The organism is Pseudomonas sp. IT-P294 (assembly GCF_949767865.1).
Classification (GTDB): domain Bacteria; phylum Pseudomonadota; class Gammaproteobacteria; order Pseudomonadales; family Pseudomonadaceae; genus Aquipseudomonas.
This window is the reverse complement of record NZ_CATKQW010000058.1, coordinates 161,755-187,595: the sequence shown is the minus strand read 5'-3', so window position 1 is coordinate 187,595 and position 25,841 is coordinate 161,755. Positions and strand designations below refer to the sequence as shown.

Sequence of the window (25,841 nt, the reverse complement as noted above, 5' to 3'; positions counted from 1 at the left end):
GCGAGCCTGCTCGCGATGGCGGGTGACAGTCAACCTCAACCTGGCGTCACCAAACCCTTAGCCGGCACAGCACTGAACTGAATCAACGCCACTCCTGCCATCAGCAACAAGGCCCCGAACGCCCGCGACATGGTCATCTGCCGCTCCACCAACCCAAACAGCCCATAGTGATCCAGCGCCAGAGACGCCAGCACTTGCCCCGCCAGCGCCAAGGCTAAAAAACCTGACGCCCCGAGCTTGGGCAGCAACACCAGCGCCAACGAAATAAAACACACCCCAAACGCCCCACCGGCCCACATCCACAGTGGCGCCTTGCTAACGAACTGCAGCGGCGGCAACGGCAAACGCAGGGCCAACAGGATCGGCAACAACACCAAAATACTCACCAGCAATGACGCAAGCGTCGCCCACAACGGATGGCCCAGTCCTCGCCCCAGATTGGCATTGATCGCGCTCTGAAACGGCACCACCGCCCCGGCAACCAAGGCCAGCAGCAACAGGCCGGCCCAATGCAATGTACTCATGATCATTCTCCAACAGGTTTTGCTGGACTCTAGAGTATTCGTCGCGCAGATTTAAATTCCATATTGCTATCCAGAACATGCACCAGATGAATGATCTTCGGCGTATCGACCTCAATTTGCTGGTGATCCTCGACGCCTTGCTCAGCGAACAACACGTCACCCGTGCGGCGCAGCGTTTGCACTTGAGTCAGCCGGCGGTCAGCCATGCCTTGGCGCGACTGCGCGATCTGCTCGGCGATCCTTTGCTGGTGCGCGCAGGCGCCACGCTCGTGCCCACTGCACGTGCCCAGGAATTGATCGCGCCCTTGGGCGAAGCCCTGGCCCAGGTGCAATCGCTGCTGGCGCCCAACGCTTTCGACCCGGCCACCGCCAAGCGCACGTTTCGCCTGGCGATGTCCGACTATGGCGCCGCCATTGTCCTGCCGGGTTTGATTCGTACCTTGCGCCGGGAAGCACCGGGCATCGACCTGCAAATCAGCCACGCCAGCCGCGAAGGCATGCTCGACGGCATCCTAAACGGCGACATCGACGTTGCGGCCGGAGTTTTTCCTGAGCTACCGAATGAAATACGCTGCACGCCGTTGTTCGAAGAGCACTACGCCTGCCTGGTCGACCGAAACAGCTTGCCCGTCGAGGGCATCCTCGACCTGCCGACTTACCTGGCCCGCCCGCATGTCCTGCTGGAAATGCGCGGCAGCGGCACCCCGGAAATCGAACGGGCCCTGACCACATTGCGCGAACGCCGTCGCGTCGCGATCAGCCTGCCGCACTGGAGTGTCGCGCCGCAGTTCATCAGCGGCACGGACCTGATCCTGACCGTGGCCTCGCGTGGCTTGCGCGATATCGATGAACAGGTATTGGCTGTTGTTGCGCCGCCATTTCATATTCCGTCATTCACGTTTGTATTGGCTTGGCACAAGCGGCGGGGTGGGGATCAGGCGTTGAATTGGCTGAATGGGCGGATTGAACAGGGCGTGTCGACCGGGAACGACTTGTAGGCGCTGCCGAAGGCTGCGATCTTTTGATCTTGTCTTTGAACTGCCCGGATAATCGATCCTCATGCTCACCGGCCTCAACCACCTGACCCTTGCCGTCACCGACCTGAACCGCAGCGTGGCGTTCTATCAACATCTGCTACAAATCCGCCTAGAAGCCACGTGGGACAATGGCGCCTACCTCTCGCTGCCCGGCCTGTGGCTGTGCCTTTCCCTCGAGCCTCTGCGTCAATCCGAAGCTGCCGCCGACTACACCCACTACGCGTTCAATATTGACGCCGCTGATTTCGCGGTGTTCGTCGAACGTCTGCGATCCGCTCATGTGCAGGAATGGCGTGACAACCGTAGCGAGGGCGCTTCCTTCTATTTCCTCGACCCGGACGGCCATAAGCTTGAAGCCCATGTCGGCGACCTGGCGTCACGGCTGGCCGCCTGCCGTGAGCGGCCTTACGCGGGAATGAAGTTCTTCGACGATCAGTCAGCCGATATTTGAGTGACCTGATATAGACTTGCGCCCATTCACCAAATAGTTCAAAAGGATTTCCGATGACCCCATCGCTGCTCATGGCCGTTCTTGCCTCGGGCTTTATCTACGGCATAACGCCGGGACCGGGTGTGTTGGCGGTGTTTGGCATCGGTGCCGCGCATGGCAGGCGGGCAGGGGCGGGTTTTTTGTGCGGGCATTTGTTGGGGGACGTAGTCTGGTGCAGCACCGCGCTGATCGCGATTGTCGGTGCGCGAGAAATCGGCAGCACCGCATTTGATGTGCTGGGGCTGCTCAGTGGTCTGTACCTGTTCTGGCTCGGCTTGCGCGCTGTACGGGCGAAGCGCAGCCATAGCGAGGCCCCTCAAGGCCCGGCTCGCCAGCCTTTTTGGCACGGTATCCTGTTCGGGCTGACCAATCCCAAGGCTTATCCCGTGGCGGTGGCGACCTTTACCGCGCTGTTGTCCAGCCGTGCGGAGTTGCTGCATTGGTCAATGTTGCCCTGGTTGATCGTTCTGAGCTTCGTCGGTGGCCTGATGGCCTACGCTATCCTCATTGGCATCGTCGGTGCGCGACAGGTTCGCACCGTGTATCAACGCCATGAATTGGCGATCACTCGGTTGTGCGGGGTGATGTTTATCGGTTTTGCCATCAATGCCCTCGCTCATGCGCTGCCGGGATTGGTGTCGAACAAGGCTTGAAACTGGCCGCCCGGATGCGCCGGTTTTACTGATTAGTCAGGGATGGTTCTTTTTTGCTGCATTGTCAGGACTCGCACATCGCACCATGGCAACCAGAAATTCCGCGCCGTTGGCGAGCTACATCGATCTCTTGCTGGATGCCGTCTGTGCGGTGGATAAACAAGGTCGCTTCGTATTTGTCAGCGCGGCCTGCGAGCGTATTTTTGGCTACACCCCAGACGAGCTGATCGGCCAGCAGATGATTGACATGGTGCATCCCGCCGATCGGCAGCGCACCCTCGACGCTGCGCGCGAAATCATGGGCGGCGAGCCCAAGCTCAACTTCGAAAACCGCTACCTGCGCAAAGACGGTGGTGTGGTGCATATCCTGTGGTCGGCGCGCTGGTCTGAAGTCGACCAGTTGCGCATTGCCGTGGCTCGGGACATCACCGAGCGCAAGCAGGCCGAGTCCCGGCAAGCGGCGTTGTACGCGATCTCCGAAGCGGCCCACGCAGCGGAAGATTTGCTGGCGCTGTTCAAACGGGTCCACTTGATCATCGGCGAATGGCTGCCTGCTTTGAATTTCTCCGTCGCGTTGTATGACGAACATTGCGCGCAGCTCAATTTCCCCTATCACGTCGACGACCATGAACTGCAACCCGAACAACCCGGGACCATGACCGGGCGTTTGTGCGATGAAGTGATTCGCAGTGGCCAGCCGATTCTGCTGACCCCGGACCAGGACAGTCCGCTTGAAGGATTTGAATGGCTGGTCGCAGGCAAGGAATCGCCGTGCTGGCTGGGTGTGCCGTTGAACTCGCAAAACGGCACCATCGGCGCGCTGATCGTCAAAAGCATACCGGGCGGCGAGCGCTACACCGAGCAAGACAAGGAACTGCTGCAATTCGTTTGCGCCCAAGTCGCGACCGCGATTGAGCGCAAACAATTGCACGCCCGACTGCAGCGCATGGCGCAGTACGACCCATTAACGCAACTGCCCAACCGGGAGTTGCTGCGCGAGCGACTCAAAGCCTCGCTGATGCTGGCCCGGGCCGATTGCGGGCGGATGGCGTTGCTGTATGTCGACCTCGACCGTTTCAAGGAAGTCAACGACACCCACGGCCATGCGGTCGGCGACATGCTGTTGCAAGCAGTCGCCAACCGGCTCAAGGGCTGCGTGCGGGAAACCGACACGGTGGCGCGCATCGGTGGGGATGAGTTTGTGGTGTTGTTGCACAGCATCCATGCGTCCGAAGATGCCGACAACGTGGCAGGAAAAATCCGTCAGGTATTGGCTCAGCCACTGCGCCTGGACGGGCACAACGTCAACATCCAGCCGAGCATCGGCGTTGCGCATTACCCCGAACATGGCACCGAGGAGAAGCAGCTGTTCCGGCATGCCGATGAGGCCATGTACACGGCCAAGCGCCAGCACCACCAGCGTCTCGGCGTCTGAAAAATCCCCCGCCATTCGTCGCGCGAATTTCAATTTCCCTAAACCTTTGCGGTGATCGCCATTCAGATTCTATGCGGGCTCCTGCTCGCCGCGATCATCACCAAGAGGTAGAGAATCATGCCTAATTCAAGAAACTCGAACTCGGGAAACTTCGGCAACGATCGAACCAAGGCGTCTGAAGCCGGTCGCAAAGGTGGGAAAACTACCACCACGACGGTCGACAAAGACTCTGCGAAACCCGAAATGGGCCGCAAAAGTGATCAGAAGTCGAAGTAGTCGGTGAAAAGTAGTTTTGATTGAGAGGCGGGGGCGAAAGCTCCCGTTTTAATTTTTATAGAAGGAGGGCGCGACCATGAGCCGGATGGCCACCCGATTATGCACTGCCGGTTTTGCCACGTTGCTAGGCCTGTTCACCCACTGTGCGTTCGCCCAGTCGCCCGCTGAATTCATCAATGATGCATCGGCCAAAGGCATGGCCGACATCGAAGCCAGTCGTCTGGCGCACCAGAAAACCGAATCCAAAGAGGTCAAGGATTACACCATCGTCGTCATCAACGATCGCACCACCGCCAACCAGCATCTGGCGAAAATTGCCAAGCAACTGGACCTGCCGGTGGCCCCTCGGGAGGACGTGGTCGACAAAGCCAAGGGCCTGATGCCGCAAGTGCCGGACGGCGAGAGTTTCGACCAGGCCTATGCCGCCAGTCAGGTGAAAACCACTCAGGAAGCCATCAACCAACTTCAGCAGGAGGCACAGACCACCGATGTGCCGGCGATCAAAGCCTTCGCTGAAGAAACCCTGCCCATACTGCAAAAACATCTGCAAATGGCCAAGGCACTGCAAGCGGGTCGCTGACCAGCGTTTGGTTATCAGAGGTTAAATAAAACGGCGCGTGATTTACATCACGCGCCGTTTTCGTTTGCACTCAACATTTATTCAAATCGGGCTTTTGCTTGCTCGATGTCGCCAACCCCGCCAGGCCGTGCACATCCTTTTCGCCCATGGCGCGATAGTGCCTGCGCAGCGCCTCCAGTTGCTTGAGGTCCAGTGATTCCAACCCCAGCATCGCGTTCTGCGCCTCTTTGTTCACCCGCAGCAACTCATCGATTTTCAAGTGCAGGATGTCGGTATCGCGGTTCTGCGTGTTCTGGATCAGGAACACCATCAGGAACGTGATAATCGTGGTCGAGGTGTTGATGATCAGCTGCCAGGTGTCATTGAAGTGAAAAATCGGGCCACTCAACCCCCACAGAGCGATCAGAATCAGCGCGCCCAAAAAGGTCTTGGGACTGCCGGCCCACAAGGCGAGTCTTTGCGAGATTTTTGCGAATTTCATTGCCGTGTTCCTTAAAGGGATGCGCCTGATTTTCAGACAGCGACGGCGTATTGAAAATTCTACTGACGTTTCGACATTCGGCCGGGAAGCAATTTTTGTCGCGCCTACCGAACACAGGCAGCCATCGCTCAGTCCGTCAGCCTCACCTCAACCGCCCAACTGAAATACCCCAACGCCTCGCAGTTTTTATCGATCAGCATGAAATTCAGTACGCACGCCTCAACCCCTGCGGCCAATTGCGTGAAATGCCAATAATGATCATCCGCTGTGTGGCTGCCCGGTTGAGTCGGGTTTGCCGGGTCGGGTGCGGGCACGGTCAGCTTGCCGTGGACCACCAGCTCAGGGGGCGACAGTACGCCGGCATCGTCTACCGACATCTCGTAAAACACCACGCTGTGCTCGGCGAGCAAGCTGACGGTTCTGCCGCGCAGATGGAAGTTCTTTCCGTTTATGGCGAAGAGATTCAAGTTACTGTCACTTATTGCATTTTTTGTAGTTTGCGTGCCGCTGATGGTGAAGATGAAACCATCCTCGATCACGGTCGGGTTTTGCGGTTCAAGGCTCGGTTGCGGGTAGCGTGACAGCAGTGATTCGGCATCGACGATCAGCAACATATTGTTGGCTGGCGCGAGGCTGGATACGGGGGATTTGATCGGTTCGGAAGTCATCATGGATTCCTTTCATGATGTTGGCGTAAAACGGCAACCGCTTCGGTTCATGCAAGACATCCTGTTCCTGTCGAAGCGGCAACGTATTGGACAAGCCCCTTGTCGCCAAGGGGCCAGCCTCAGGTCAATTACGGATGGTAATGAACGGGTCCCACGAACAGCAGCCGACGATCTTGCAATCGCGATCCACGATCAGGAAGTGGAAGTGGTAGGTCACGCTGCCGCACGAAAGGGTTTCCGAGGACCAGTAATGGTTATCGACTTTCTGGCAGCTCGGCACCGACGGGTTGCTGGTGTTGGGAACGGCGACACAGGCGGTAGCCTTGCGCGGCGTGGGTGTGGAGATCAATTCGTTGCCAACGTTGCCGATGAATTTGTAGAAGATGACGGCCGTCTCGAAGCTCTGCGACAGGCTGGTTTCACGCCAGCGAATCAGGTCGCCCACCTGGGCCTTCAAATTGAGTTCGCCACCGGCCTGGCCATTGATGACGTTGTCCCGATTGGTCACCATGTACACATGATTGACATCGATGAGGGTTGGCGAAGCAGGGTTTTTGCTGATGTTCGGGTAGTTTTTCAGAATGGTTTCGGTGTCGATGGAAACCAGTACATCCGTGACTCGAGACATAGTAAAGCTCCTTGTTCATAGTGAATGCCTGGCTTCTTTCCAGGCACAACAACGTTTGCTTGCCTTGCGGCCGTTGCGCAAACACTACGGGCGGAACCCACCTGTCACGGGCATGAGCTGGCCTGGCTCCTTGCGTGAAAACTAACGGGTCGGGTTCCTTCCGACGGGCCGCGATTAGGACTATAGGTGCGAAATACAGGCTGTCAAAATTGCTGGCCTTGTCGTTCGACGAACGGTCAAAAAGTGATGGCTTTCGATGATTTGGCGATAAGAAAACGCTTATTCAAAACTCCCTTGTGCCGCCTGCGCCAAGTGAGGCCAGTTCAGGCAATAGACAGATATGACCTGTTACAAAAGCAGTGAGCCAGGCAGGAGCAGGGCAGGAAAAGGGGGCGATTTTTTGCTGGTTCACTCGATGCGGCGGTCAAGCCTGAGGAGGCAGCATGTGGTTACGTTATATGGCGTTAATGGCGGTGATGTTCATGGCTTCCGGCTGTGTGCAGGAACGGGTTGTTCATGAGCGGCGTCCAGTGCCGCGTGAGTACGTCGAAGTCATTGCGCCGCAGGCACCGCCCGAGCGCGTGATCGAGGTCGAGCCGATGGCGCGTCCAGGGTACGTTTGGTCCCGGGGTTACTGGCGTTGGGACGGTGGGCGCTACGCCGCGGTTCATGGTCACTGGGTTGCGGAACGACCGGGCTATCGTTATGTGCATCCGCACTGGGAGCGGCGTAATGATGGCTGGTATTGGCAACGCGGAGGTTGGGTAAACTGATTGCTTGCGCCATAGGTTGGATAGGGCGGAGCGCAAGGACCGGAGTATCGTAGCGATCCGGTTGTGCGCTTCCGGCCACATCTACACACCGACAGGAGAACGCAATGAGTTGGTCCGCCAGACAATACGTCGCTTTTGAAGATGAACGCACACGCCCGGCCCGTGACTTGCTCGCGGCGATCCCGCCCATGGACGCGCGCTTGGCCATCGACATCGGGTGCGGCCCCGGCAATTCGACTCAATTGCTGGTCGAGCGCTTCGCCAATGCCACGGTGCGCGGCCTGGACAGTTCGGCCGATATGATCGAAGCCGCCCGCCAGCGCTTGCCTCAAGTGCACTTCGACACCGCTGATATCGATACCTGGAACGAACCGGGTCCGTTCGATGTGATTTTCGCCAACGCGGTGCTGCAGTGGCTGCCGGATCACGCCACGCTACTGCCTGCGCTGGCCTCCCGACTGACCCAGGGCGGTAGCCTGGCGATTCAGATGCCCGACAATCTCAACGAACCGTCACACCGTTTGATGCGCGAAGTCGCTGCCGATGGCCCTTGGGTCAGCAAGTTGGCGGACGCCGCCGGGCAACGCACGGAAATGGCGAGCGCCAGCGATTACTACTCGATGCTGCGACCGCACTGTGCGCGAGTCGATGTGTGGCGTACCACCTACCATCACCCGCTCGCGGGTGGCGCGTCGGGGGTGGTCGAGTGGTTCAAGGGCAGCGGATTGCGGCCATTTCTCGATCCACTCGATGAGGCGGAAAAAGCCCACTACCTCAAGCAGTACCAAACGGCGATCGAGCGGGCTTATCCGGCCTTGGCCGATGGTTCAGTGCTGCTACCGTTCCCTCGTTTGTTTATCGTTGCCACGCGTTGATGCGTTTAGGGGACAGGCTGTGTTTCGTCTGTCCCTTTTTGCGCACGAGTGGGCGAGTTTCCCGTTGTAGCTAATCAATCTGTTGATCAATCAAAACCGCATTGCTGTAGATCAAGCTGCCGTCGCTTGCTCGATGCCCCACCAAATGAAACTGACCGCGCTCGAAGTGTATATAGACGCGCATCTGGCAGTCGGACAACGGGCCGTATCCCTCGGGCAAGATCAAATCCAATGTGTCCATGTCGACGTCGACCATGGCCTCAGGTTCATGGGTCTTCTGCAGACGTTCTTCAGCTTCCTCCAGTCTCAGACGGAGGGGGCCATCGACGTAAAAATGAATTTCACCTATTGGTTCCGACTTTTCAGCACCGTTGAGTTTGCACCGGCCTTCGATCGTCAAGGCACTCATGACGAAATCTCCGTTGTGGACGGCTGGGCTCTATAACGCTCCGCCGTCACTTGTCTGACCGCACTGCATAGGCAAGGATCTTTGCGGGCGCTTTAGCTGATCTTTGCCCTCCGTTATCAGACTGTAATTATAGCTGGCCGCCGGGCATCGCTTGCCCAAGCGGACTGTGTGCATATTCGGTCGTTAGTGACCTGGCCGGATAACCAGTTAGTCCCCAGTTAGATGTGTTACTCAGGAGTTACAGTTATATATAGCGATTGGATTTTAAGTGCGCAAGTTGATGAGGAAGTTGGAATATTCAAACCTTTGGCAGGGCTTCGTGAAAAGCGCTGGTTCTGTCCGTGAACTATACTTCCTGCGGAGTTTGCCACTAAGAGAAGTGGCCGTTTACTGGCCTGTTTTGGTGTCAGATCCTGTGGCGATGCTCAGGCATGGCAATGAGTGACAGGAATAGGACAAAGGCAAAATGGCAATAGCAATTGTTCTTGTACTAATCGTTATTGCCTCCGTGCTATTCCACCTGTTAGCGCCTTGGCACGCGGCGCCGCCAGCGTCCAACTGGGCATCCATAGACACCACACTGTTCATCACCCTGGTCATTAGCGGGATATTTTTCATTGCTATCGTCGTCTTCATGGCGATAGCTATCATACGTTTTCGTCATAAAAAAGGTTCCAGGGCTGCTTACCAGCCCGAAAGCAAACGGTTGGAATTCTGGCTGATTGTCGTGACGTCCATCGGCATTGCGGGAATGTTGGCGCCAGGTCTGGTTGTTTATAACGATTTTATCCGTGTGCCAAAAAATGCTTATGAACTTGAGGTTGTCGCCCAGCAGTGGCAATGGTTTTTTCGCTTCGCGGGTCAGGATGGAAAGTTGGGGAAGTCGGACGTCAAGTTTGTTGATTCGGCCAATCCACTTGGTCTTGATCCCAAGGATCCTGTCGGCCAGGACGATGTAATCGTCAGAAGTAGTGAAGTTCGTCTTCCTATCAATCAACCGGTAAAGGTTTTATTGCGTTCGAAAGATGTTCTGCACGATTTTTACATACCGCAAATGCGCAGCAAGATGGACATGGTGCCGGGGATGGTGTCGTACTTCTGGTTTACGCCGACGGTCATCGGGAAGTATGAAATCCTGTGCGCCGAGTACTGTGGTATCGGCCATTACAATATGCGCGGCAATGTGATCGTGGAGGACCAGGCCACTTTTGACCAATGGCTGAGCAGCCAGCCGACGTTTGCCCAGACATTGGCGACCGCGGCCAAGCCCAGTAGAGACAGTCTGCTGGAAAAAGGCCGCCAACTAGTCGAGCACTATGGCTGCCGTGCCTGCCATAGCCAGGATGGCAGTGCCAGCCTCGGCCCGGGATGGAAGGGCCTGTACGGTCGCACTGAACAACTCGCCGATGGCACCCGTGTGCAGGTCGATGAAGCCTACCTGAAAGAGTCGATCCTCGATCCAAAGGCCCGCCTGGTGCAGGGCTACCCGCCAGTGATGGTGGCCTATACTCTCAATGACGATGAACTGGGTGCTGTCATTGCCCTGATCAAATCGCTGGGTGCCGGGCAGCCCGCCGAAGAACCTTCTTCCGGCGAAGCATCGGGCCCAGGTGAGGACCTCGCGGCACAGGGCCAGCGGCTGGCGCAATCGCTCGGTTGTCTGGCCTGTCACAGCGTCGATGGCAGCAAGGGCATTGGCCCCAGTTGGCAGGGTTTGTATGGCAAGACAGAAACCCTTTCTGACGGTACGAGCATCAAGGTCGACGAGAACTACTTGAAAGAATCGGTTCTCAATCCAAGTGCCAAAATCGTCAAGGGCTATGCCCCCGTCATGCCGCCCTTTACGCCAAGCGACAAGGAGCTGAGCGCCCTGATCGCTTTCATCAAATCCAAAGCGAACGCTGACGCTGATGCGAGCAAGGCTGAGCCAGGGAAGTCGCCGTAAAGCAGCCAGACACTCACTGAAACTTCGGCAGGAGGATGATGTGATGGCCTATGCGGAGCAAGCCGAAACAGAAGCACTGCACGAGCCTAAAAGTTTCCTGACCAAATATATCTGGAGTCAGGACCACAAGGTCATTGCCATTCAATATTCGCTGACGGCGCTGTTCGTGGGGCTTATCGCCCTGGTGCTGTCCGGCTTGATGCGCATACAGATAGGTTTCCCCGGCAGTTTGGCGTTCATGGATGCCAGTACTTATTATCAGGCGATGACCATGCACGGCATGATCATGGTCATTTATTTGCTGACGGCGTTGTTTCTGGGGGGCTTCGGTAACTATCTGATCCCGTTGATGGTGGGCGCCCGCGACATGGTCTTTCCCTACGTCAACATGCTGAGTTACTGGTTCTACTTGTTGGCGGTAGTGGTATTGCTCGCCGGTTTCTTTGTTCCCGGCGGCCCCACGGGTTCGGGCTGGACGCTCTATCCGCCACAGTCCATTACGCAGGGCACACCAGGGGTCGAGTGGGGCATCGTCCTGATGCTCGTATCATTGGCGATTTTTATCGTCGCGGCCACCATGGGCGGGTTGAACTACGTCACCACCGTGCTGCAGGCGCGCACGCACGGCATGACATTATTTCGCATGCCACTCTCTGTCTGGGGCATCTTCATGGCCTCGATCATGGCCTTGCTGGCGTTTCCGGCGTTGTTCGTCAGTGCAATCATGATGCTGTTCGACAAACTGTTGGGCACCAGCTTTTTTATGCCGGCGATCGTCTCCTTGGGGCAGCAGCTCAATCATCAAGGTGGTAGCCCCATCTTGTTCCAGCATCTGTTCTGGTTCTTCGGCCACCCGGAGGTCTACATCGTTGCGCTTCCGGCGTTCGGCCTGGTCTCCGATTTGATCAGCACCCATGCGCGCAAGAATATCTTCGGTTATCGGATGATGGTGTGGGCCATTATTGCGATTGGCGTGCTCAGTTTTGTGGTGTGGGCGCACCATATGTATGTCAGCGGAATGAACCCTTACTTTGGCTTTTTCTTCGCCGTCACCACATTGATTATCGCGGTGCCGACGGCACTGAAAGTTTATAACTGGGTGCTGACACTGTGGCACGGCGACATTCATCTGACCGTGCCGATGCTGTTTGCCCTGGCCTTTATCGTGACCTTTCTGGTCGGAGGCCTGACCGGGTTATTTCTCGGTAATGTGATCGTGGATATTCCGCTCTCGGACACGTATTTCGTGGTGGCCCATTTTCATATGGTGATGGGTGTCGCACCGGTCCTCGTGGTATTCGGCGGGATTTATCACTGGTTCCCGAAAGTCACCGGGCGCATGTTGAATGACACCCTGGGCAAGTTGCATTTCTGGATTACCTTCCTGGGCACTTACGCCATTTTCTTTCCCATGCACTACCTGGGTTTCCAGGGCATGCCACGCCGTTACTACGCGTATGACAACTACGCGTTCATCCCACAATCGGCGCACGAGTTGAATGCCTTTATAACGGTGGTCGCGTTGACCGTTGGCGTTTCCCAGTTGCTGTTTGTGTTCAACCTGGCCTGGAGTGTCTTTAAAGGCAAACCCGCAGGCAGTAATCCTTGGGGCGCGGCCAGTCTGGAATGGCAAACACCAAATACCCCGCCCGTACACGGCAATTGGGGCGCGAAATTGCCGGTCGTGCATCGCTGGGCCTATGACTACAGCGTACCGGGGATCGAGCAGGATTTCGTTCCGCAAACAGTCTCCGCCGAGGAGCTGGAGCAGATGCGGCAACGGGATGCTGGAACCCGGATAGCGGACGTTAAAACATGAGCAGGCTGCTATTAAAAAACGCCGATGACGCTGACCCCGGCGGCAGTTGGAATAGCGATCCGCAGGGTGCTGAGGCGGGTGAGGGTGCCGATCGAGAACAGATCGCCAAAACAGGTCTGCGCTTGTTTCTCGCGGTGGTGAGCTCGTTGTTTTTTCTATTCTTGCTCGCCTTTATCGCCCGTTCACAGATGACCGACTGGTTACCCCTGACAGATCCCCTGGCGCCGCTGGCCAACCCATGGCAGCTGTGGGTGAACTCGGCATTTCTGGTGTTGAGTTGCATCACATTGCAGTGGGCGCGCATGGCCGCTCGTCGAGGCCGCTTGAACTCGACTGTCATGGCTTTTTTGTTGGGAGGCGTATTTGCAATTATCTTTTTGACGGGGCAGTTGCGGGTCTGGCAACAGTTTGTCGCCTGGGGCTATTTTGTCGCCGGCAACCCGGCCAACAGTTTCTTCTACCTGTTGACCGGTGTGCACGGGCTGCACTTGCTGGGCGGGTTGATTGCCTGGGGCAGAACCGTCGGTAAATTCCTGTCTCGCGTGCCGTTGTCGCAACTCAGTACCAGCGTGGAACTCTGTGCCATTTATTGGCATTACTTATTGGCGATTTGGTTCGTGCTATTCGCCCTGCTGACCAGCACGCCGCAAACCTACGAAGCCCTCGCCAGATTCTGCGGCTTGAGGTGATCAGCCATGGCATCGCACCCACCAGCTCCCATCGAATCAAGTTCAGCCAATCCCCTCGGATCGCCACTGGCACCCGGATGGCAAGGCATCGCCAGCGACTGGGCCTCGGATAAGGAGGCCTTCAAGCAGGTGCCCTGGGGCAAGGCAATGATGTGGATATTCCTGCTCAGCGACACGTTTATCTTTACCTGTTTTTTAACCGGCTACATGTCGGTACGCATGACCATCACCACGCCGTGGCCAAACCCCAGTGAAGTGTTCGCGTTAACCATTGGCGGTCGAGAAATCCCGCTGATTCTGATCGCCATCATGACGTTCGTGCTGATCAGCAGCAGCGGCACCATGGCCATGGCCGTCAACTATGCCTATCGCCGTGACCGGGCGAAAACCACAGCGCTGATGCTGGCGACCGCCGCCCTGGGCGTGACCTTCGTCAGCATGCAGGCATTTGAATGGACCAAGCTCATCGGAGAAGGAGTCCGTCCCTGGGGGAACCCCATGGGCGCGGCGCAATTTGGTGCCTGCTTTTTCATGATTACCGGGTTTCACGGGCTGCATGTGTCAATCGGCGCCCTCTACCTCAGCATTGTGGCGAGGAAAGTATTGCGCGGCGATTACGAGCAATCCGGCAACTATCAGAACGTCGAGATAGCCGGACTTTACTGGCACTTCGTGGACTTGGTGTGGGTGTTTATTTTTGCTTTCTTCTATTTATGGTAGAGGAGCACTGGTGATGGCGCATGCTCAAGGTCAACAACATCCAATCAGCTTGTACCTTAAAATCTGGGGGCTGTTATTCGTCCTCAGCACCCTGTCGTATCTTGTCGATTACTTTCACTTCCACGGCTACCTTCGCTGGTTCCTGATCATCACGTTCATGTTGTTAAAGGCCGGTTTGATTGTCTCCATCTTCATGCACATGGCCTGGGAACGATTGGCCATGGTCTACGCGATCCTGGTGCCACCGTTGTGTTTGCTGGTGCTTGTCGGACTGATGGCCACCGAGGCGGATTATGTTTTTCTCAGCCGGGTGGTTTTCTTCGGACATTAAAAAACGCCCGGACGCCTTTAGCCTCCAGGGACTGACTGATAACGGATGCCTCTATATCGTTCGCTTGAACTGATGCCACCGATGCAGCCAGGCGACTGTCCAGTGAGGGGCTGCCGCTCCCGTACCGGCGATCTCCAGCAGTGGATGATGTTCAATAACGCCGTCCAATACCGGCTCCTGATTCGGCTCGACATCCACGAAGAAGATATGTTTTCCCTCGGCCACGACCTGTTTAAAACTGCGGAAGTGAGCGTTCGGCACTTGTATGCCAAAGAAGCCGCCTTCCCAGATGCAGAAGCCAAGTACAACAAGGGCAAGAAATACAAAAGGCATCCAGCCGGCAGCGGATTCGGTCCAGCCCAACCAATAGGCCGCGCCAAGAACCAGTGCCGCGAGCGGTATTCCAACCAACGCACCAATTTCCCCGGAATGGACGACATCCTGCTCCATTAACGAGTTGATCTCGTGAAGGTGATGTTGTTCGACTTCGGCGATGTGTTCGCTGAGCACATGGATTTGTTCGGAGTTGATGCCGCTGGCTTCCAGTTCGTTTTCAACGGCTTCAAGATCGTCGAGGTTGTTGCTGATGTAATAGTGACGGTTCATGCCACACCTCCTATCCCGTGCTTGCCCAAGACCCCCTCTGTCTTGAAGCTTTCCGCCGAGATTTGCAGTCGGTATCAGCCCCCGTGGGCAACGGTTGAAACGCTTGATTCAGGCCTAAAAAGTATAGCACCGCATAGTGCGCAGGCATGGGGGCGGGGGGAGGTGGTCCGGGTTCACAGCAGCCCAATCCAGACCCGTTGCTGGCGCTATAAACGCAAAGGACGCCCCGAAAGGCGCCCCATTCAACTATTCCGCATCCATGCGTCGAGCAATGACATCCAGCACGTCGCAACCGTCGCGCAAGGGCACGCAGCAGAGCAACGCAAAGTCGCTGAGGATCACCGAGTCAGACGTGATGTCACCCCGCATCGCGAGGTTTTCAAGAAGCTGCGTGACAGCCCGAATTCTGTAGCTGGCGGTGCTGAGCAGCGAATGCAGCGGTTGGGTGGTGTTGACGTAGAGCGAGGGAAGGTCGTCGGCGTTGCTGGTTAAAGCCATGTATTCGTTCATGAGTGATTACCGTTAGTAGGTGGAAGACCTACCACTCAATCGTCGCCAAACAATGGGGTGGCAGCTGTACGCAGGTTGGCGAACCGGACAACGGTAAAACCGGCAGACCCGAAGGTCTCCCACGCACAGCTACCAAAAAAAGCGCAGCAAAGTGCAGTCAGAAAAAGCTCGAAGTGCTTCTGAATCGTTGTCATCGAGTCGCCAAACCCAATACGCCATTTGGGCGCGGAACGGACTATAGGCCTCGTGACAACAGTGCAGCAATGCGCAAGTCTACGGACAATTCCCACCGTAGTGTAGGACCTTGCCTTTTCGAAAATTGGCCACTTTTGTGCCACTAGCGAGTGGGGTCTCGAACGCTAATGACGGGCATTGATTGATCATCCAGGATGAAAAATCAGCGGTTCACTGAATCCTGTTCTCAACGAGTCAGGCCTTGCTGATCCATACGGAATTTAAGAGCCTCAATCGGATCGGACGGCGGCATCGGGTAATGCTCGTCTTCGTACTTTTCGATGAGCAGCGCCAGAGTTTCCAGATCATCACCTTCAGGCGAACCAATGCCTGCCCCCCACAGCTGCTCCACTCGAGCAAACGCAGTGTTCAAGTCTTCTTGGTTGAGAATTAGCTTAAGGTTCATTCCACGATCTCCGCGTTGATCTGCTCGTACAGGGCAAAGGGTGCAGAGAAAGCCGTTACCAGGGCAAGAAAAACGCTAACAAAACACCATTTTTGTGGAAAAACGCTAATTTCCGCCTTGAAACACAAACCCCAGACACAAAAAAACCGGCCATCAAGGCCGGTTTTTTCTTTACCTGCATCCCCCGTCAAAAAACAACGTGAGACCTAAGTTCGATTGGAGCGGGTGAAGGGAATCGAACCCTCGTTATCAGCTTGGGAAGCTGGAGTAATGCCATTATACGACACCCGCTCAGAGCGGCTGACTTTGTACCAGATGTGCGCGTGGAAATGAAGTTTTTCTTTGCGCGCGATGCGTTTTGGTGCAGGTGAAACGGTCTATCGCGGGCAAGCCTCGTGCCTACAGGAATGCATTGAACACTGTGGGGCGAAGCTTGCTCGCGATGACGCTGTTTCAGATGGCCAATGCATGTTGGTCCTGGACGTAGTGGTAACGCGGTCGGCTGGCGTGCTGCGCTGGTTTCAGGAAGCCCAGCAGTGCCTCGCGGCTGTCTCGGCAGGCGGCTTTGTGTTCCATGTCGAGAAAGTGCCCGGTGGCCTGCAAGGTGCTGAAGGTGGCGTGTTGCACGTGGTTGGCGAATAACCGGGCGCCATCGGCGGCGGTGTATTCGTCCCATTCGCCGTTCATGAACAGCACGGGCACGTTGATTTTCTCGGCAGCCTTGAGAAAGCACTGGCGATCGCTTTGCAGCAGGTCGCTGATGTGGAAGTGCATCTGCCCGTATTCATGTTCGGCCAGGCTGCTGACGTGGCGATAGTTGAAACGCTTGAACAGCGTCGGCAGGTGTTTGCCGATGGTGCTGTTGACCAGGTTGCCGACCCGGTCGCCGTCCCGGCTGCCGAGGTAGTCGATGCCGCGCTCGAGGTAGTCGAGCATGTGCGCGTTGATCTCCGGAGAGAACGAGCTGATCACGGCTTTTTCGATGCGTCGTGGCTGGTGGGCGAGGGCGACCAGGGTCGCGGCGCCGCCCCAGGAAAACGACAGCACGTGTTCGGCGGCGAAGTGGTCGATCAGCTCCAGGAGGATCTGCCCTTCGACTTCCTTGGTCAGCAATTTTTCATGCAGGTTGTGGGCTTTTGACTTGCCCGCGTAGGGCTGGTCGTAGCAGACCACATTGAACTGCGGGTGAAGGTTTTTCACGGTTTGTGCAAACGACGCAGTCGTGGCCATCGAGCCGTTGACCAAGATAATGGTCTTCTCTGCGGCGTCTGCGCGATAGAACTCCGTGTAAACCCGATACTGACCCTGTATATCCAGCACAGCGATTTCTGGCCTCATGTCATAAGACTCCTGGCAAGCGGGTATGCGCGCAAATAAGATTGCACGAGCTTTGTGACAGGTAGGCATACGCCTGGAATTTGGAGGCCCATGTCGATCCGTACTGCAGGTCGACGGGTATTATTATTGGCGGGCAGTCTGCCGGTCTGAGGCGGAACCTGAGGGTTCTCTAACCGGCAAAAAGTTTCTTAGAAGTATGTTGTGACTCGTCAGTCACATTTCGGCTGACGACCTGATTCAAGCAGGGGAGACGGCATCACGCAAGTGCCTTTCGTAAATTGTTCGACAACTTCTGCTGAGCGGTAGGCTGCTTAGATCAATTGGATCTCTTCGGTGCGCAAGGCGCGGTACTCGCCCGGTTTTAGCGCGTTATCGAGCACCAGCGGGCCCATGCTTTCACGGTGCAGGCGCAGCACTTTGTTGTCGAAGTGGCCGAACATCCGCTTCACCTGGTGGTAACGACCTTCGACGATGCTCAGTCGAGCGGACGTGGGGCCGAGCACGTCCAGCCCGGCCGGTTGCGTGGTCAGATCCTCGAAGGCGAAGTACAGCCCCTCAGCGAATTTCAACGCATATTCCGGGCCGATCGCTTGCTCGGTCTCGACGTAATAAACCTTGGGCAGTTTGGTCTGCGGCTGGGTCAGGCGTCGCGACCAGCTGCCGTCATTGGTGATCAGCATCAGCCCGGTGGTGTTGAAATCCAGGCGACCGGCGATGTGCAGGTCTTCCTTGTCCGGCTCCTGGATCAGGTCGAGGACCGTCGGGTGTTGCGGGTCGCGGGTGGCGCTGACGCAGCCGGGTGGTTTGTGCAGCATGAAATAGCGTGCGGGCTTGCCGACTTGCAGCACATCCCCATCGACCTCGACGCGGCTGAACTCCAGCACCTGAGCGTGCGGGTCGCTGACGACTTTTCCGTCGATCCGCACGCGCTTTTCCACCAGCAACAGGCGAACCTGTTGACGGTTGAAACGCGGCAGATTGCTGAGAAAACGGTCAACGCGCATGACGAAGGATCAGTGGTAAAAGGGCGCGTATCTTACGTGATCAGCCGAGCGGCTGCTTACAACTGCGCCTCGACCTCGGCACAGCGTGGGCACAGGCAGGATTTATTGCGCAGTTCGACTGGCAGCGCTTCAAGCACTGCCGGGTCGATGCTGACGCCAAAGCACCAGCACGTTTGATCGACGGTTCGCGGGTCAGCCAGGGTGCAGGCGTTGGAGGCGCCGCAGGCCGGGCACAGGTCAGGATTATTCATGTAGGACTGTATTCATAACTGGAGTGAGGCATTTCCACGCACGTTCGGTTGCGGCCGGCTTGCTTGGCCCGGTACATCGCATGATCGGCCCGAGAGAGCAGGGTGTGCAAGGTTTCATCGACTTGCAAGGTGGTGAGGCCGATGCTGACTGTCAGCTGCAGTTCCTTTGCGTCGTAGGCATAACGCTGCTGTTCGACGTGCTGGCGAATTTTCTCGGCGATCATCAGACCCGTCTCACCGTCGGTGTCCTTGAGCAGCACGATGAACTCTTCGCCACCCCAGCGGCAGACAATGTCGGAGTGGCGCAGGCAACTCTCCAGGTCCCGGGCGAAGCCGATCAGCACCTGATCGCCGGCCAGGTGACCGTAGGTGTCGTTCAAGGTCTTGAAGTGATCCAGATCCAGCAATAACGCGGTCAGCGGCTTGGGCTCGCGTTGGGCTTCGTGCATGGCTTGCGCGGCCAGAAGGTCGAAGCCGCGCCGGTTCGGCAATTCAGTCAGGCTGTCGAGTGTCGCTTGCGCCTGGATCTTGCCCTGGTAGCGCTTGATCACCCGGTTGAGCAGGGCCAGCACGATCAGCGTGACGAGCAGGCAGATCAGCAGGTTGAGGTAGAGAGACTGACGGATTTCATCGAGCGCGCCGTCTTCGCGTTTATCGACAAAAAGGTACCAGTTCAACTCCGGAATGAACCGCACATTGAGGAAATGGCCCTGGCCGTGGACGGAGTATTCATAGCTGCCGCTGTGGGGTTTGGGTAGCTGACTGACCAGCCCCTTCATGCTGTCCAGTTCATCGAGTTTCTGGCCGATATGCGCGCCTTGTGGGCCGCCCCCGGCACCGGTGAGCACCAGGCGTCCGAAGTTGTCGACGAAATACACGCTGCGCTGGTAACGCTGCTGGTACTTGTCGATCAGCTTGATCACCGCATCGACTGTCAGGCCAACGCCCGCCGCGCCAATGAAGCGGTTGTTGTAGTCGTAGACCTTGTAGTTGATGAAGAAGGTCAGGTTGTCCTTGTTGGCGAGGTCCGGGTCGACATTGATCTCATAGGGATCGGCCATGTCGCGTACGCGGAAATACCACGCGTCGCGGGGTTCAGTGGATTTGACCTGCTTGAGTACGCCTTTGGCGTGGTAGTAAGTGAGGCTGGTGTTGGAAACGAAAAAGGCGGTGTAGGCGCCGTAGTGCGTCATGACCTCGTTGAGATAACGGGTCATTTTATCGGGGTCTTGCTCGCCGTTTACCACCCAGTCACGCATGAAGGTGTCGCGGGACATCATCGAGGAAATCAGGATCGGTCTGACGAGGTCTTTCTGGATTTCCGAGTAGACCGTGTCGGACGTCAGCGGCAGTTCGGTGTTGACGATGCTGTCGCGGATCGACGCTCGCGAGGCGTAGTAGCTCAGGAAGGACGTGGCCAGGAAACCTGCGCCCAGCAACGCGATGAGCGTGAGGACCAACGAGCGTTGTGAGTACAGCGGCGAGCGAAGCGGCATGACGATTCCGTTGGCAGTGACCCGGTGGCTGGCATTCTAATGGCACTGCCGGAAAATAACTGCTCCATGTTCAGCGCGAATGATTGTCCACGCACGCCATGCAAGAGGCACCCGTACCCTGTGGGAGCGAGCAAGCTCGCTCCCACAGGTGTCTGGTCGTTCTTTCGCGCTATGAAAGGGATCGCAGATACGCACGCCATCCGCCGAGATGACTGATATTGGCGGCCCCCTCCAACCCATACGCCTCACAGATAAACCCGCTCTCCCAGCGCCTATCCGCCAGTTGTACCTTGCCCAATCCCAGTGGCGCCGGAATCCCGGTCAGGAACGAGCCCAGTTCACTGCTCGGCAACTCCCAAACTTCCACCGCAATGGCCACGCCGCCCTCTTTCACCCGAACCATCCCCGGACGAAACGGCGGCCCACCGGCCAATGCATACAGTTGATAGTCCGGTGAGCTGAACGTGGTCTCGATCAACCGAGCCCCGCGCCGCTTCAGTTGCCAGTTCAACGCCAGCCCGTCCAGATGCGCGCCGCACACCACCAGGCGTGCGCGGTCATTGCGGGCGACCGTCGTCGGTGCAGGCTCGGCCGAACCCCGCTGGAACGCATCTGCCACGCTCAACAGATACTGATCGGTAAACGCCCGGCCAAACAGCGTCACGCCCCACGGCAAGCCATTGCCCATGAAGCCGCTCGGCACCGCAACGGCGGCGTAATCGAGCAGGTTCATGAAGTTGGTGTAGTAACCCAGTTCCGAATTGCGCAGAACCGGTTCGGCGTCCAGTTCCGCCAGCGTAACCGGGCGGCCGATGGTCGGTGTGACGACGCAGTCGAGTCCTTCCAGCGCCTTGTCGCACAGCGCTTTCAAGGCTTGCAGTCGATACTGGGCGCGGAAGGTCTGCACGCCCGTCACCGCCGGTGCTTTGGCCAATACGGCGCGGATCACGGGCAACACAGCTTGTGGATTTTGCTCCATCAACTCGCCAGCCACGCTGTAACGCTCGGCCACCCACGGACCTTCATAGAGCAGGCGCGCAGCCTCAAGGAACGGCGACAGATCGAGCTCCACCGCGTCACCGCCCAACGCCTTGAGCTGATCGATGGCATCACCGAACAGCAGTGGCCCTTCAGGGCAGCCGAAAAATTCCAGGTCCTGCGCACGGGGCACGCCGAAGCGGAAGGGGTGCGGTGCGCCGAACGCCGAGCCGTCATTCCACAGCGGATTGCGGCGGCTGTATTCATCACGCGGATCGAGGTGCGCGGTGAGCGCGAGCAACTGGCAGGCTTCCCGCGCTGTCGCGGTAAACGTCGTCACGCAATCGAGGGTGCGACAGGCCGGCACCACGCCCGCCGTTGAGATCAACCCTTTGGTCGCTTTAAGGCCGACCAGATTGTTCAGCGCCGCCGGGACTCGCCCGGACCCTGCCGTGTCCGTGCCCAGCGAAAAACTCGCCACGCCCAGCGCGACCGCCAGCGACGAGCCGGCACTCGAACCGCCCGACGGATACTCCGGCAACACACTGTTGCGGCACGCGCCATACGGCGAGCGGCTGCCGTTCAGCCCGGTGGCGAACTGGTCAAGATTGGTCTTGCCCAAAGGGATCGCGCCCAGTGCCAGCAGTTGCTCGACGATGGTCGCCGAACGTTCCGGCACGTAAGTAAATTCAGGGCACGCTGCGGTGGTGGGAATGCCTGCCAGGTCGATGTTGTCCTTGATCGCGAACGGCACGCCGTACAGCGGCAGACTGTCGAGTTCGCGGCCGTCGAGGGCCGCGAGGTACGGTTCCAGCTCGTCAACACTGAGCAAGTGGATGAACAGGTGATAGTCCGGGTTCAGCGCCGCGGCTTTGTCGCGCAGGCTCAGCAGCAGTTGCCGAGGCGTGGTGCTGCCTTCGCGGTAAGCGCTGCGCAGGGCGTCGAGTTGCAGATTGATGTTCATGGCTTGATCCTTTTTAAAATGGCTTCAGTCGAGTTCCAGCACCACGACGCGCTGTCCGGCACGCACCGCCGAACCCGGTTGCACACGAATCTCGCGCACTACGCCGGCGAGGGGCGCGAGCAGCGGAATTTCCATCTTCATCGACTCCAGAATCACCAGCACATCGCCGGCTTCCACGCGGCTGCCGTTCTCTACCTGCACCTGCCAGAGATTGCCGGCGATGTGGCTGTCGACGCTCATTTCACCGCTGGCCAGCGGCGCGTCTTCGGTCACTTGCGCGATCAGTTCTTCACTGTCGAAATGCGCCTGGCCGCTGGTGATCCAGCGTTCGCGTTCGGCGTTGAACGCGCCTTGTTGCTGATCGCGGAAGGCGGCGATGGTCTCGGCTTCTTTCGCCAGGAAGGCCTGGTAGTCCGCCAGGTTCAACTGGCTGTACTCGATGTTCAGATCGAAGCGCCCAAGGGGGAAATCGCGACGGATGCGCAGCAACTCATCGGCACTGACCGGGTAGAAACGGATCTGGTCAAAAAAGCGTAGCAGCCACGGTTTGCCATCGAACGCCGCGACTTCGCGGTAGCGGTTCCACATCTGCAACGTGCGACCGACGAACTGATAACCACCGGGGCCTTCCATGCCGTAGACGCACATGTAGGCGCCGCCGATGCCCACCGAGTTTTCGGCGGTCCAGGTGCGAGCCGGGTTGTACTTGGTGGTGACCAGCCGATGGCGTGGATCGAGCGGGGTGGCGACTGGCGCGCCGAGGTAAACGTCGCCCAGGCCCATCACCAGATAGCTGGCGTCGAACACCGTGCGCTGCACTTCGTCGAGGTTCGGCAGGTCGTTGATGCGGCGGATGAACTCCAGGTTGCTCGGGCACCACGGTGCGTCCTTGCGCACGGTGGTCATGTATTTTTCGATGGCTAACTGACAGGCCGGATCATCCCAGGACAGCGGCAAATGCACGATGCGCGACGGCACTTGCAGGTCTTTGGCGGCGCACACGGCGTCCCATTCTCCGGCGACGATGCCGAGCAGATCAGCGAGCGGCAGTTGCTCGGGTTGGTAGTGCACTTGCAGCGAGCGAATGCCGGGCGTGAGGTCGATGACGCCGTGCAGGTGTTTGCCTTCCAGCGCTTGCATCAGGGCGTGGGCGCGGAAGCGCAGGACCAGGTCCAGCTCAGGTGCGCCAATTTCCAACAGCAGGTGAGTATCACCCGACAACCTGGCAACCAGCCGCGTATCCCCCTGACCCAAATCCAACACCACGGGCGACACAATTTCTTGTGGGAGCGGGCTTGCTCGCGAAAGCGGTATGTCAGATACATCAGTGTTGACTGGCCCGGCCTCTTCGCGAGCAAGCCCGCTCCCACAGGGGGTATTCCATTTCAAGGCGAGGTTGCGGGCGGTTTTGATGTCGATCGGTGAGAACTGGACTTTGTCCCCAGCCTTCAGTTGCCCCAACTGCCAAAGGTCCGCCTCGATCACCGTCACCGGGCACACAAACCCGCCGAGGCTCGGGCCATCCGGCCCCAGGATCACCGGCATGTCCCCGGTGAAATCCACAGCGCCAATGGCATACGGATTGTCATGGATGTTCGACGGATGCAGCCCGGCTTCGCCACCGTCTGCACGCACCCATTCAGGTTTTGGGCCGATCAAGCGCACGCCGGTGCGGCTGGAGTTGAAATGCACTTCCCACTGGGTCGCGAAAAACGTGCCGATGTAGTTTTCGGTGAAGTATTCCGGCGCGCCATGCGGACCGTAGATCACCCGGATCTGACGCACGGCAGGTAATTCGGTGACGTGTTGCAGTTGCTGACCGACACCTCGGTCGATCAACGCAGGCACGTGCAACACGTCACCCGCGCGCAGCGCACGACCGCCGTGCCCGCCAAACTGTCCCAGCGTGAACGTGCTTTTGCTCCCCAGATAATCCGGCACTTGCAGGCCACCGCGCAGGCACAAGTAGCTGCGTGCGCCGGCACCGGCAATCGTGCCGAGGCTTAACGTGGCACCGGCCGGAATCAGCAGCGCCGTGTTCATCTCGACGGTTTCACCGTTCAACGTCAGTGGAATCACCGCTCCGGTCACCGCCACCACCGCATCGCAATTGAAGCGCAGCAGCGGCCCGCTCATGGTGATTTCAAGCGCGGCGGCGCCTTCGTCGTTGCCCAGCAAAAGGTTGCCCAGTCGCAACGCGCGACTGTCCATCGGCCCTGACGGCGGCACGCCCACGGCCCAGTAGCCGAGACGGCCGGGATAGTCCTGGACGCTGGTCTGGGTGCCGGCGCTAAGCACCTCAAAGGTGTTGGCCTGATACACCAGGCCTTCGAGGCAACGGGTCCACGGCTGACCGCTGGCGAACGGTACATCCCGCAGAATCTGCCGCAGGTAATCGCGATTGGTTTCCACGCCATAGAGCTGGCTGTCACCCAGTGCCTGATGCAAATCGGCGCGGGCTTCTTCACGGGTCGGGGCCCAGCTGATGACCTTGGCGATCATCGGATCGAAGTACGGTGGAATCTCGCAACCGGCCTCGACCCACGTGTCGATGCGCAGCTGTTTGCCATCGGCGGCCGGGAAATTCACAGCGGTCAGCAATCCTGGGCTCGGCTGAAAATCGCGGCCCGGGTCTTCGGCGTAGAGCCGTGCCTGAATCGCATGACCGTCGGCCTTCAGGCCCTGGCTCAACTCGCTCAATGGCGGCAAGTCACCGGCCGCCAGTTCCACCATCCAGCGCACCAGGTCCACGCCCCACACTTGCTCGGTGACGCCATGTTCCACTTGCAGGCGGGTGTTCACTTCCAGGAAATAGAAACGCTGGTCCTCGCTGTCGAAGACAAATTCCACGGTGCCGGCGCTGCGGTAGTTGACTGCTTTTGCCAGTTTGATCGCCGCCGCACACAACTCATCGGCCATCCCCTCTGGCAGGTTCGGCGCCGGGGTTTCTTCGAGGACTTTCTGGTTGCGCCGTTGCACCGAACAATCGCGTACGCCGAGGGCAATCACTTCGCCGCGACCGTCGCCGAACACCTGGACTTCCAGGTGCCGGGCGCGCTGGATGTATTTCTCGATGAACACACCGGCGTCGCTGAAATTGTTCTGGCCGAGGCGCTTCACCGTTTCAAAGGATTCGCTCAACTCGGCGGCGCTGCGGCACACGCGCATGCCGATGCCGCCACCGCCGGCGGTGCTCTTGAGCATCACCGGGTAGCCGACCTGTTCACCGGCGATCAAGGCCGCGTCGAGGCTGTCGAGCAGCTCGGTGCCTTCGAGCATCGGCACACCGTGTTGCTTGGCCAGGGCGCGGGCGGTGTGCTTGAGGCCGAACACCCGCAGCTGCTCCGGGGTCGGGCCGATAAACGCGACGCCAGCGGCTTCGCAGGCTTCGGCGAACGCGGCGTTTTCCGAGAGGAAGCCGTAGCCGGGGTGGATCGCGGTGGCGCCGGTAGAGGTGGCGATGGCAAGAATTTTATCGACCGCCAGGTAGGTGCCGGCGGCGGCGCCTTCACCGAGGCTGTGGGCTTCGTCGGCTTGCAGGATGTGCAAACTGGCGGCATCGGCTTCGGAGTAAACGGCGACGCCCTTTACCTGCAATTCACGCAGCGTGCGCAGAATGCGGCAGGCGATGGCGCCACGGTTGGCAATCAGGACTTTTTCGAACATGGCATAACCCCTGAAGGGGATGCGGGCCGTCCCGCAGTTTTTCGATGAGCGCCGG

The 25,841-nt window shown here is 58.2% G+C and carries 26 protein-coding genes, 1 tRNA gene and 1 pseudogene; 13 read left to right on the top strand and 15 right to left on the bottom strand.

Going from position 1 to position 25,841, the window contains the following annotated elements:
• Positions 1-35: 35 nt before the first annotated feature.
• Positions 36-524: a DMT family transporter gene (locus ACM6I0_RS29740; protein ID WP_414923939.1), complete on the bottom strand. Its 489-nt coding sequence runs from the start codon at positions 522-524 to the stop codon at positions 36-38.
• 77 nt (positions 525-601) lie between these two features.
• Between ACM6I0_RS29740 and ACM6I0_RS29735 the strand changes: the two genes are divergently transcribed.
• The 6 genes from ACM6I0_RS29735 (at position 602) to ACM6I0_RS29710 (ending at position 4,995) form a co-directional block, all read left to right on the top strand.
• A complete protein-coding gene (locus ACM6I0_RS29735; protein ID WP_414923938.1) occupies positions 602-1,522 on the top strand; it encodes a LysR substrate-binding domain-containing protein in 921 nt (306 codons plus the stop codon).
• A gap of 61 nt (positions 1,523-1,583) precedes the next feature.
• Entirely contained in the window at positions 1,584-2,012 is a 429-nt protein-coding gene (gene fos, locus ACM6I0_RS29730) for a fosfomycin resistance glutathione transferase (protein WP_414923937.1), read from the top strand.
• Positions 2,013-2,065: 53 nt separating this feature from the next.
• On the top strand, positions 2,066-2,704 hold the full coding sequence (locus ACM6I0_RS29725) for a LysE family translocator (RefSeq protein WP_414923936.1): 639 nt from the start codon (positions 2,066-2,068) through the stop codon (positions 2,702-2,704).
• Positions 2,705-2,789: 85 nt separating this feature from the next.
• The gene (locus ACM6I0_RS29720) at positions 2,790-4,139 is read left to right on the top strand and encodes a bifunctional diguanylate cyclase/phosphodiesterase (protein ID WP_285430131.1); all 1,350 of its coding nucleotides are present in this window, start codon (positions 2,790-2,792) and stop codon (positions 4,137-4,139) included.
• 117 nt (positions 4,140-4,256) lie between these two features.
• Complete coding sequence (locus ACM6I0_RS29715; protein ID WP_285430130.1) at positions 4,257-4,415, top strand: KGG domain-containing protein; 159 nt, start codon at positions 4,257-4,259, stop codon at positions 4,413-4,415.
• Between the two features lie 76 nt (positions 4,416-4,491).
• Complete coding sequence (locus tag ACM6I0_RS29710; RefSeq protein WP_285430128.1) at positions 4,492-4,995, top strand: DUF4142 domain-containing protein; 504 nt, start codon at positions 4,492-4,494, stop codon at positions 4,993-4,995.
• A gap of 70 nt (positions 4,996-5,065) precedes the next feature.
• Here the strand turns inward: ACM6I0_RS29710 and ACM6I0_RS29705 are convergent, their stop codons facing one another.
• The 3 genes from ACM6I0_RS29705 to ACM6I0_RS29695 all read right to left on the bottom strand — a co-directional run bounded on the left by ACM6I0_RS29705 (position 5,066) and on the right by ACM6I0_RS29695 (position 6,772).
• Positions 5,066-5,476, bottom strand: a complete 411-nt coding sequence (locus ACM6I0_RS29705; RefSeq protein WP_285430126.1) for a low affinity iron permease family protein — start codon at positions 5,474-5,476, stop codon at positions 5,066-5,068.
• 128 nt (positions 5,477-5,604) lie between these two features.
• Positions 5,605-6,144 (bottom strand): AidA/PixA family protein, encoded by a 540-nt coding sequence (locus ACM6I0_RS29700; RefSeq protein WP_414923982.1) that lies wholly within the window; start codon positions 6,142-6,144, stop codon positions 5,605-5,607.
• A gap of 124 nt (positions 6,145-6,268) precedes the next feature.
• Entirely contained in the window at positions 6,269-6,772 is a 504-nt protein-coding gene (locus ACM6I0_RS29695; RefSeq protein ID WP_090181110.1) for an inclusion body family protein, read from the bottom strand.
• A gap of 443 nt (positions 6,773-7,215) precedes the next feature.
• Between ACM6I0_RS29695 and ACM6I0_RS29690 the strand changes: the two genes are divergently transcribed.
• Positions 7,216-7,545, top strand: a complete 330-nt coding sequence (locus ACM6I0_RS29690) for a YXWGXW repeat-containing protein (RefSeq protein WP_414923935.1) — start codon at positions 7,216-7,218, stop codon at positions 7,543-7,545.
• A 104-nt stretch (positions 7,546-7,649) separates the two neighbouring features.
• Positions 7,650-8,420, top strand: a complete 771-nt coding sequence (gene tam / locus ACM6I0_RS29685; protein ID WP_414923934.1) for a trans-aconitate 2-methyltransferase — start codon at positions 7,650-7,652, stop codon at positions 8,418-8,420.
• A 70-nt stretch (positions 8,421-8,490) separates the two neighbouring features.
• On the opposite strand, the gene ACM6I0_RS29680 is transcribed toward tam, so the two are convergent.
• Positions 8,491-8,829 carry a hypothetical protein gene (locus ACM6I0_RS29680; RefSeq protein ID WP_222590121.1) on the bottom strand — a complete coding sequence of 113 codons (339 nt, stop codon included), beginning with the start codon at positions 8,827-8,829 and terminating at the stop codon, positions 8,491-8,493.
• A 466-nt stretch (positions 8,830-9,295) separates the two neighbouring features.
• Here ACM6I0_RS29680 and ACM6I0_RS29675 point away from each other — a divergent pair, with 466 nt between their 5' ends.
• From ACM6I0_RS29675 to ACM6I0_RS29655, 5 genes are read left to right on the top strand one after another with little or no spacing between them, the layout of a single operon-like run.
• Positions 9,296-10,774: a c-type cytochrome gene (locus ACM6I0_RS29675; RefSeq protein ID WP_414923933.1), complete on the top strand. Its 1,479-nt coding sequence runs from the start codon at positions 9,296-9,298 to the stop codon at positions 10,772-10,774.
• A gap of 43 nt (positions 10,775-10,817) precedes the next feature.
• On the top strand, positions 10,818-12,593 hold the full coding sequence (gene ctaD, locus ACM6I0_RS29670) for a cytochrome c oxidase subunit I (RefSeq protein ID WP_414923981.1): 1,776 nt from the start codon (positions 10,818-10,820) through the stop codon (positions 12,591-12,593).
• A complete protein-coding gene (locus tag ACM6I0_RS29665) occupies positions 12,590-13,282 on the top strand; it encodes a cytochrome c oxidase subunit 3 (RefSeq protein ID WP_414923932.1) in 693 nt (230 codons plus the stop codon). The genes ctaD and ACM6I0_RS29665 overlap by 4 nt, the downstream gene beginning before the upstream one ends.
• Before the next feature lie 6 nt (positions 13,283-13,288).
• Positions 13,289-14,002: a heme-copper oxidase subunit III family protein gene (locus ACM6I0_RS29660; RefSeq protein ID WP_414923931.1), complete on the top strand. Its 714-nt coding sequence runs from the start codon at positions 13,289-13,291 to the stop codon at positions 14,000-14,002.
• A 13-nt stretch (positions 14,003-14,015) separates the two neighbouring features.
• On the top strand, positions 14,016-14,333 hold the full coding sequence (locus ACM6I0_RS29655) for a cytochrome C oxidase subunit IV family protein (RefSeq protein ID WP_414923930.1): 318 nt from the start codon (positions 14,016-14,018) through the stop codon (positions 14,331-14,333).
• Positions 14,334-14,384: 51 nt separating this feature from the next.
• Here the strand turns inward: ACM6I0_RS29655 and ACM6I0_RS29650 are convergent, their stop codons facing one another.
• The 10 genes and pseudogenes from ACM6I0_RS29650 to uca form a co-directional block, all read right to left on the bottom strand.
• Entirely contained in the window at positions 14,385-14,939 is a 555-nt protein-coding gene (locus tag ACM6I0_RS29650) for a magnesium transporter (RefSeq protein ID WP_222590126.1), read from the bottom strand.
• 246 nt (positions 14,940-15,185) lie between these two features.
• Positions 15,186-15,449 (bottom strand): short-chain dehydrogenase, encoded by a 264-nt coding sequence (locus ACM6I0_RS29645; protein WP_222590127.1) that lies wholly within the window; start codon positions 15,447-15,449, stop codon positions 15,186-15,188.
• Positions 15,450-15,876: 427 nt separating this feature from the next.
• Positions 15,877-16,089: pseudogene (locus ACM6I0_RS29640) on the bottom strand (helix-turn-helix domain-containing protein); the annotation flags it as partial.
• A gap of 217 nt (positions 16,090-16,306) precedes the next feature.
• Positions 16,307-16,380: transfer RNA gene (locus ACM6I0_RS29635), tRNA-Gly, on the bottom strand.
• Positions 16,381-16,542: 162 nt separating this feature from the next.
• On the bottom strand, positions 16,543-17,427 hold the full coding sequence (locus tag ACM6I0_RS29630) for an alpha/beta fold hydrolase (protein WP_285430114.1): 885 nt from the start codon (positions 17,425-17,427) through the stop codon (positions 16,543-16,545).
• A 311-nt stretch (positions 17,428-17,738) separates the two neighbouring features.
• A complete protein-coding gene (locus ACM6I0_RS29625; RefSeq protein WP_285430113.1) occupies positions 17,739-18,431 on the bottom strand; it encodes a pseudouridine synthase in 693 nt (230 codons plus the stop codon).
• A 56-nt stretch (positions 18,432-18,487) separates the two neighbouring features.
• The gene (locus tag ACM6I0_RS29620; RefSeq protein ID WP_285430112.1) at positions 18,488-18,682 is read right to left on the bottom strand and encodes a cysteine-rich CWC family protein; all 195 of its coding nucleotides are present in this window, start codon (positions 18,680-18,682) and stop codon (positions 18,488-18,490) included.
• Entirely contained in the window at positions 18,679-20,178 is a 1,500-nt protein-coding gene (locus ACM6I0_RS29615; RefSeq protein WP_285430111.1) for a sensor domain-containing diguanylate cyclase, read from the bottom strand. The genes ACM6I0_RS29620 and ACM6I0_RS29615 overlap by 4 nt, the downstream gene beginning before the upstream one ends.
• A gap of 169 nt (positions 20,179-20,347) precedes the next feature.
• Positions 20,348-22,120: an allophanate hydrolase gene (gene atzF, locus ACM6I0_RS29610; RefSeq protein WP_414923929.1), complete on the bottom strand. Its 1,773-nt coding sequence runs from the start codon at positions 22,118-22,120 to the stop codon at positions 20,348-20,350.
• Positions 22,121-22,144: 24 nt separating this feature from the next.
• Entirely contained in the window at positions 22,145-25,786 is a 3,642-nt protein-coding gene (gene uca / locus ACM6I0_RS29605) for an urea carboxylase (protein WP_414923928.1), read from the bottom strand.
• Between the last annotated feature and the right edge of the window lie 55 nt (positions 25,787-25,841).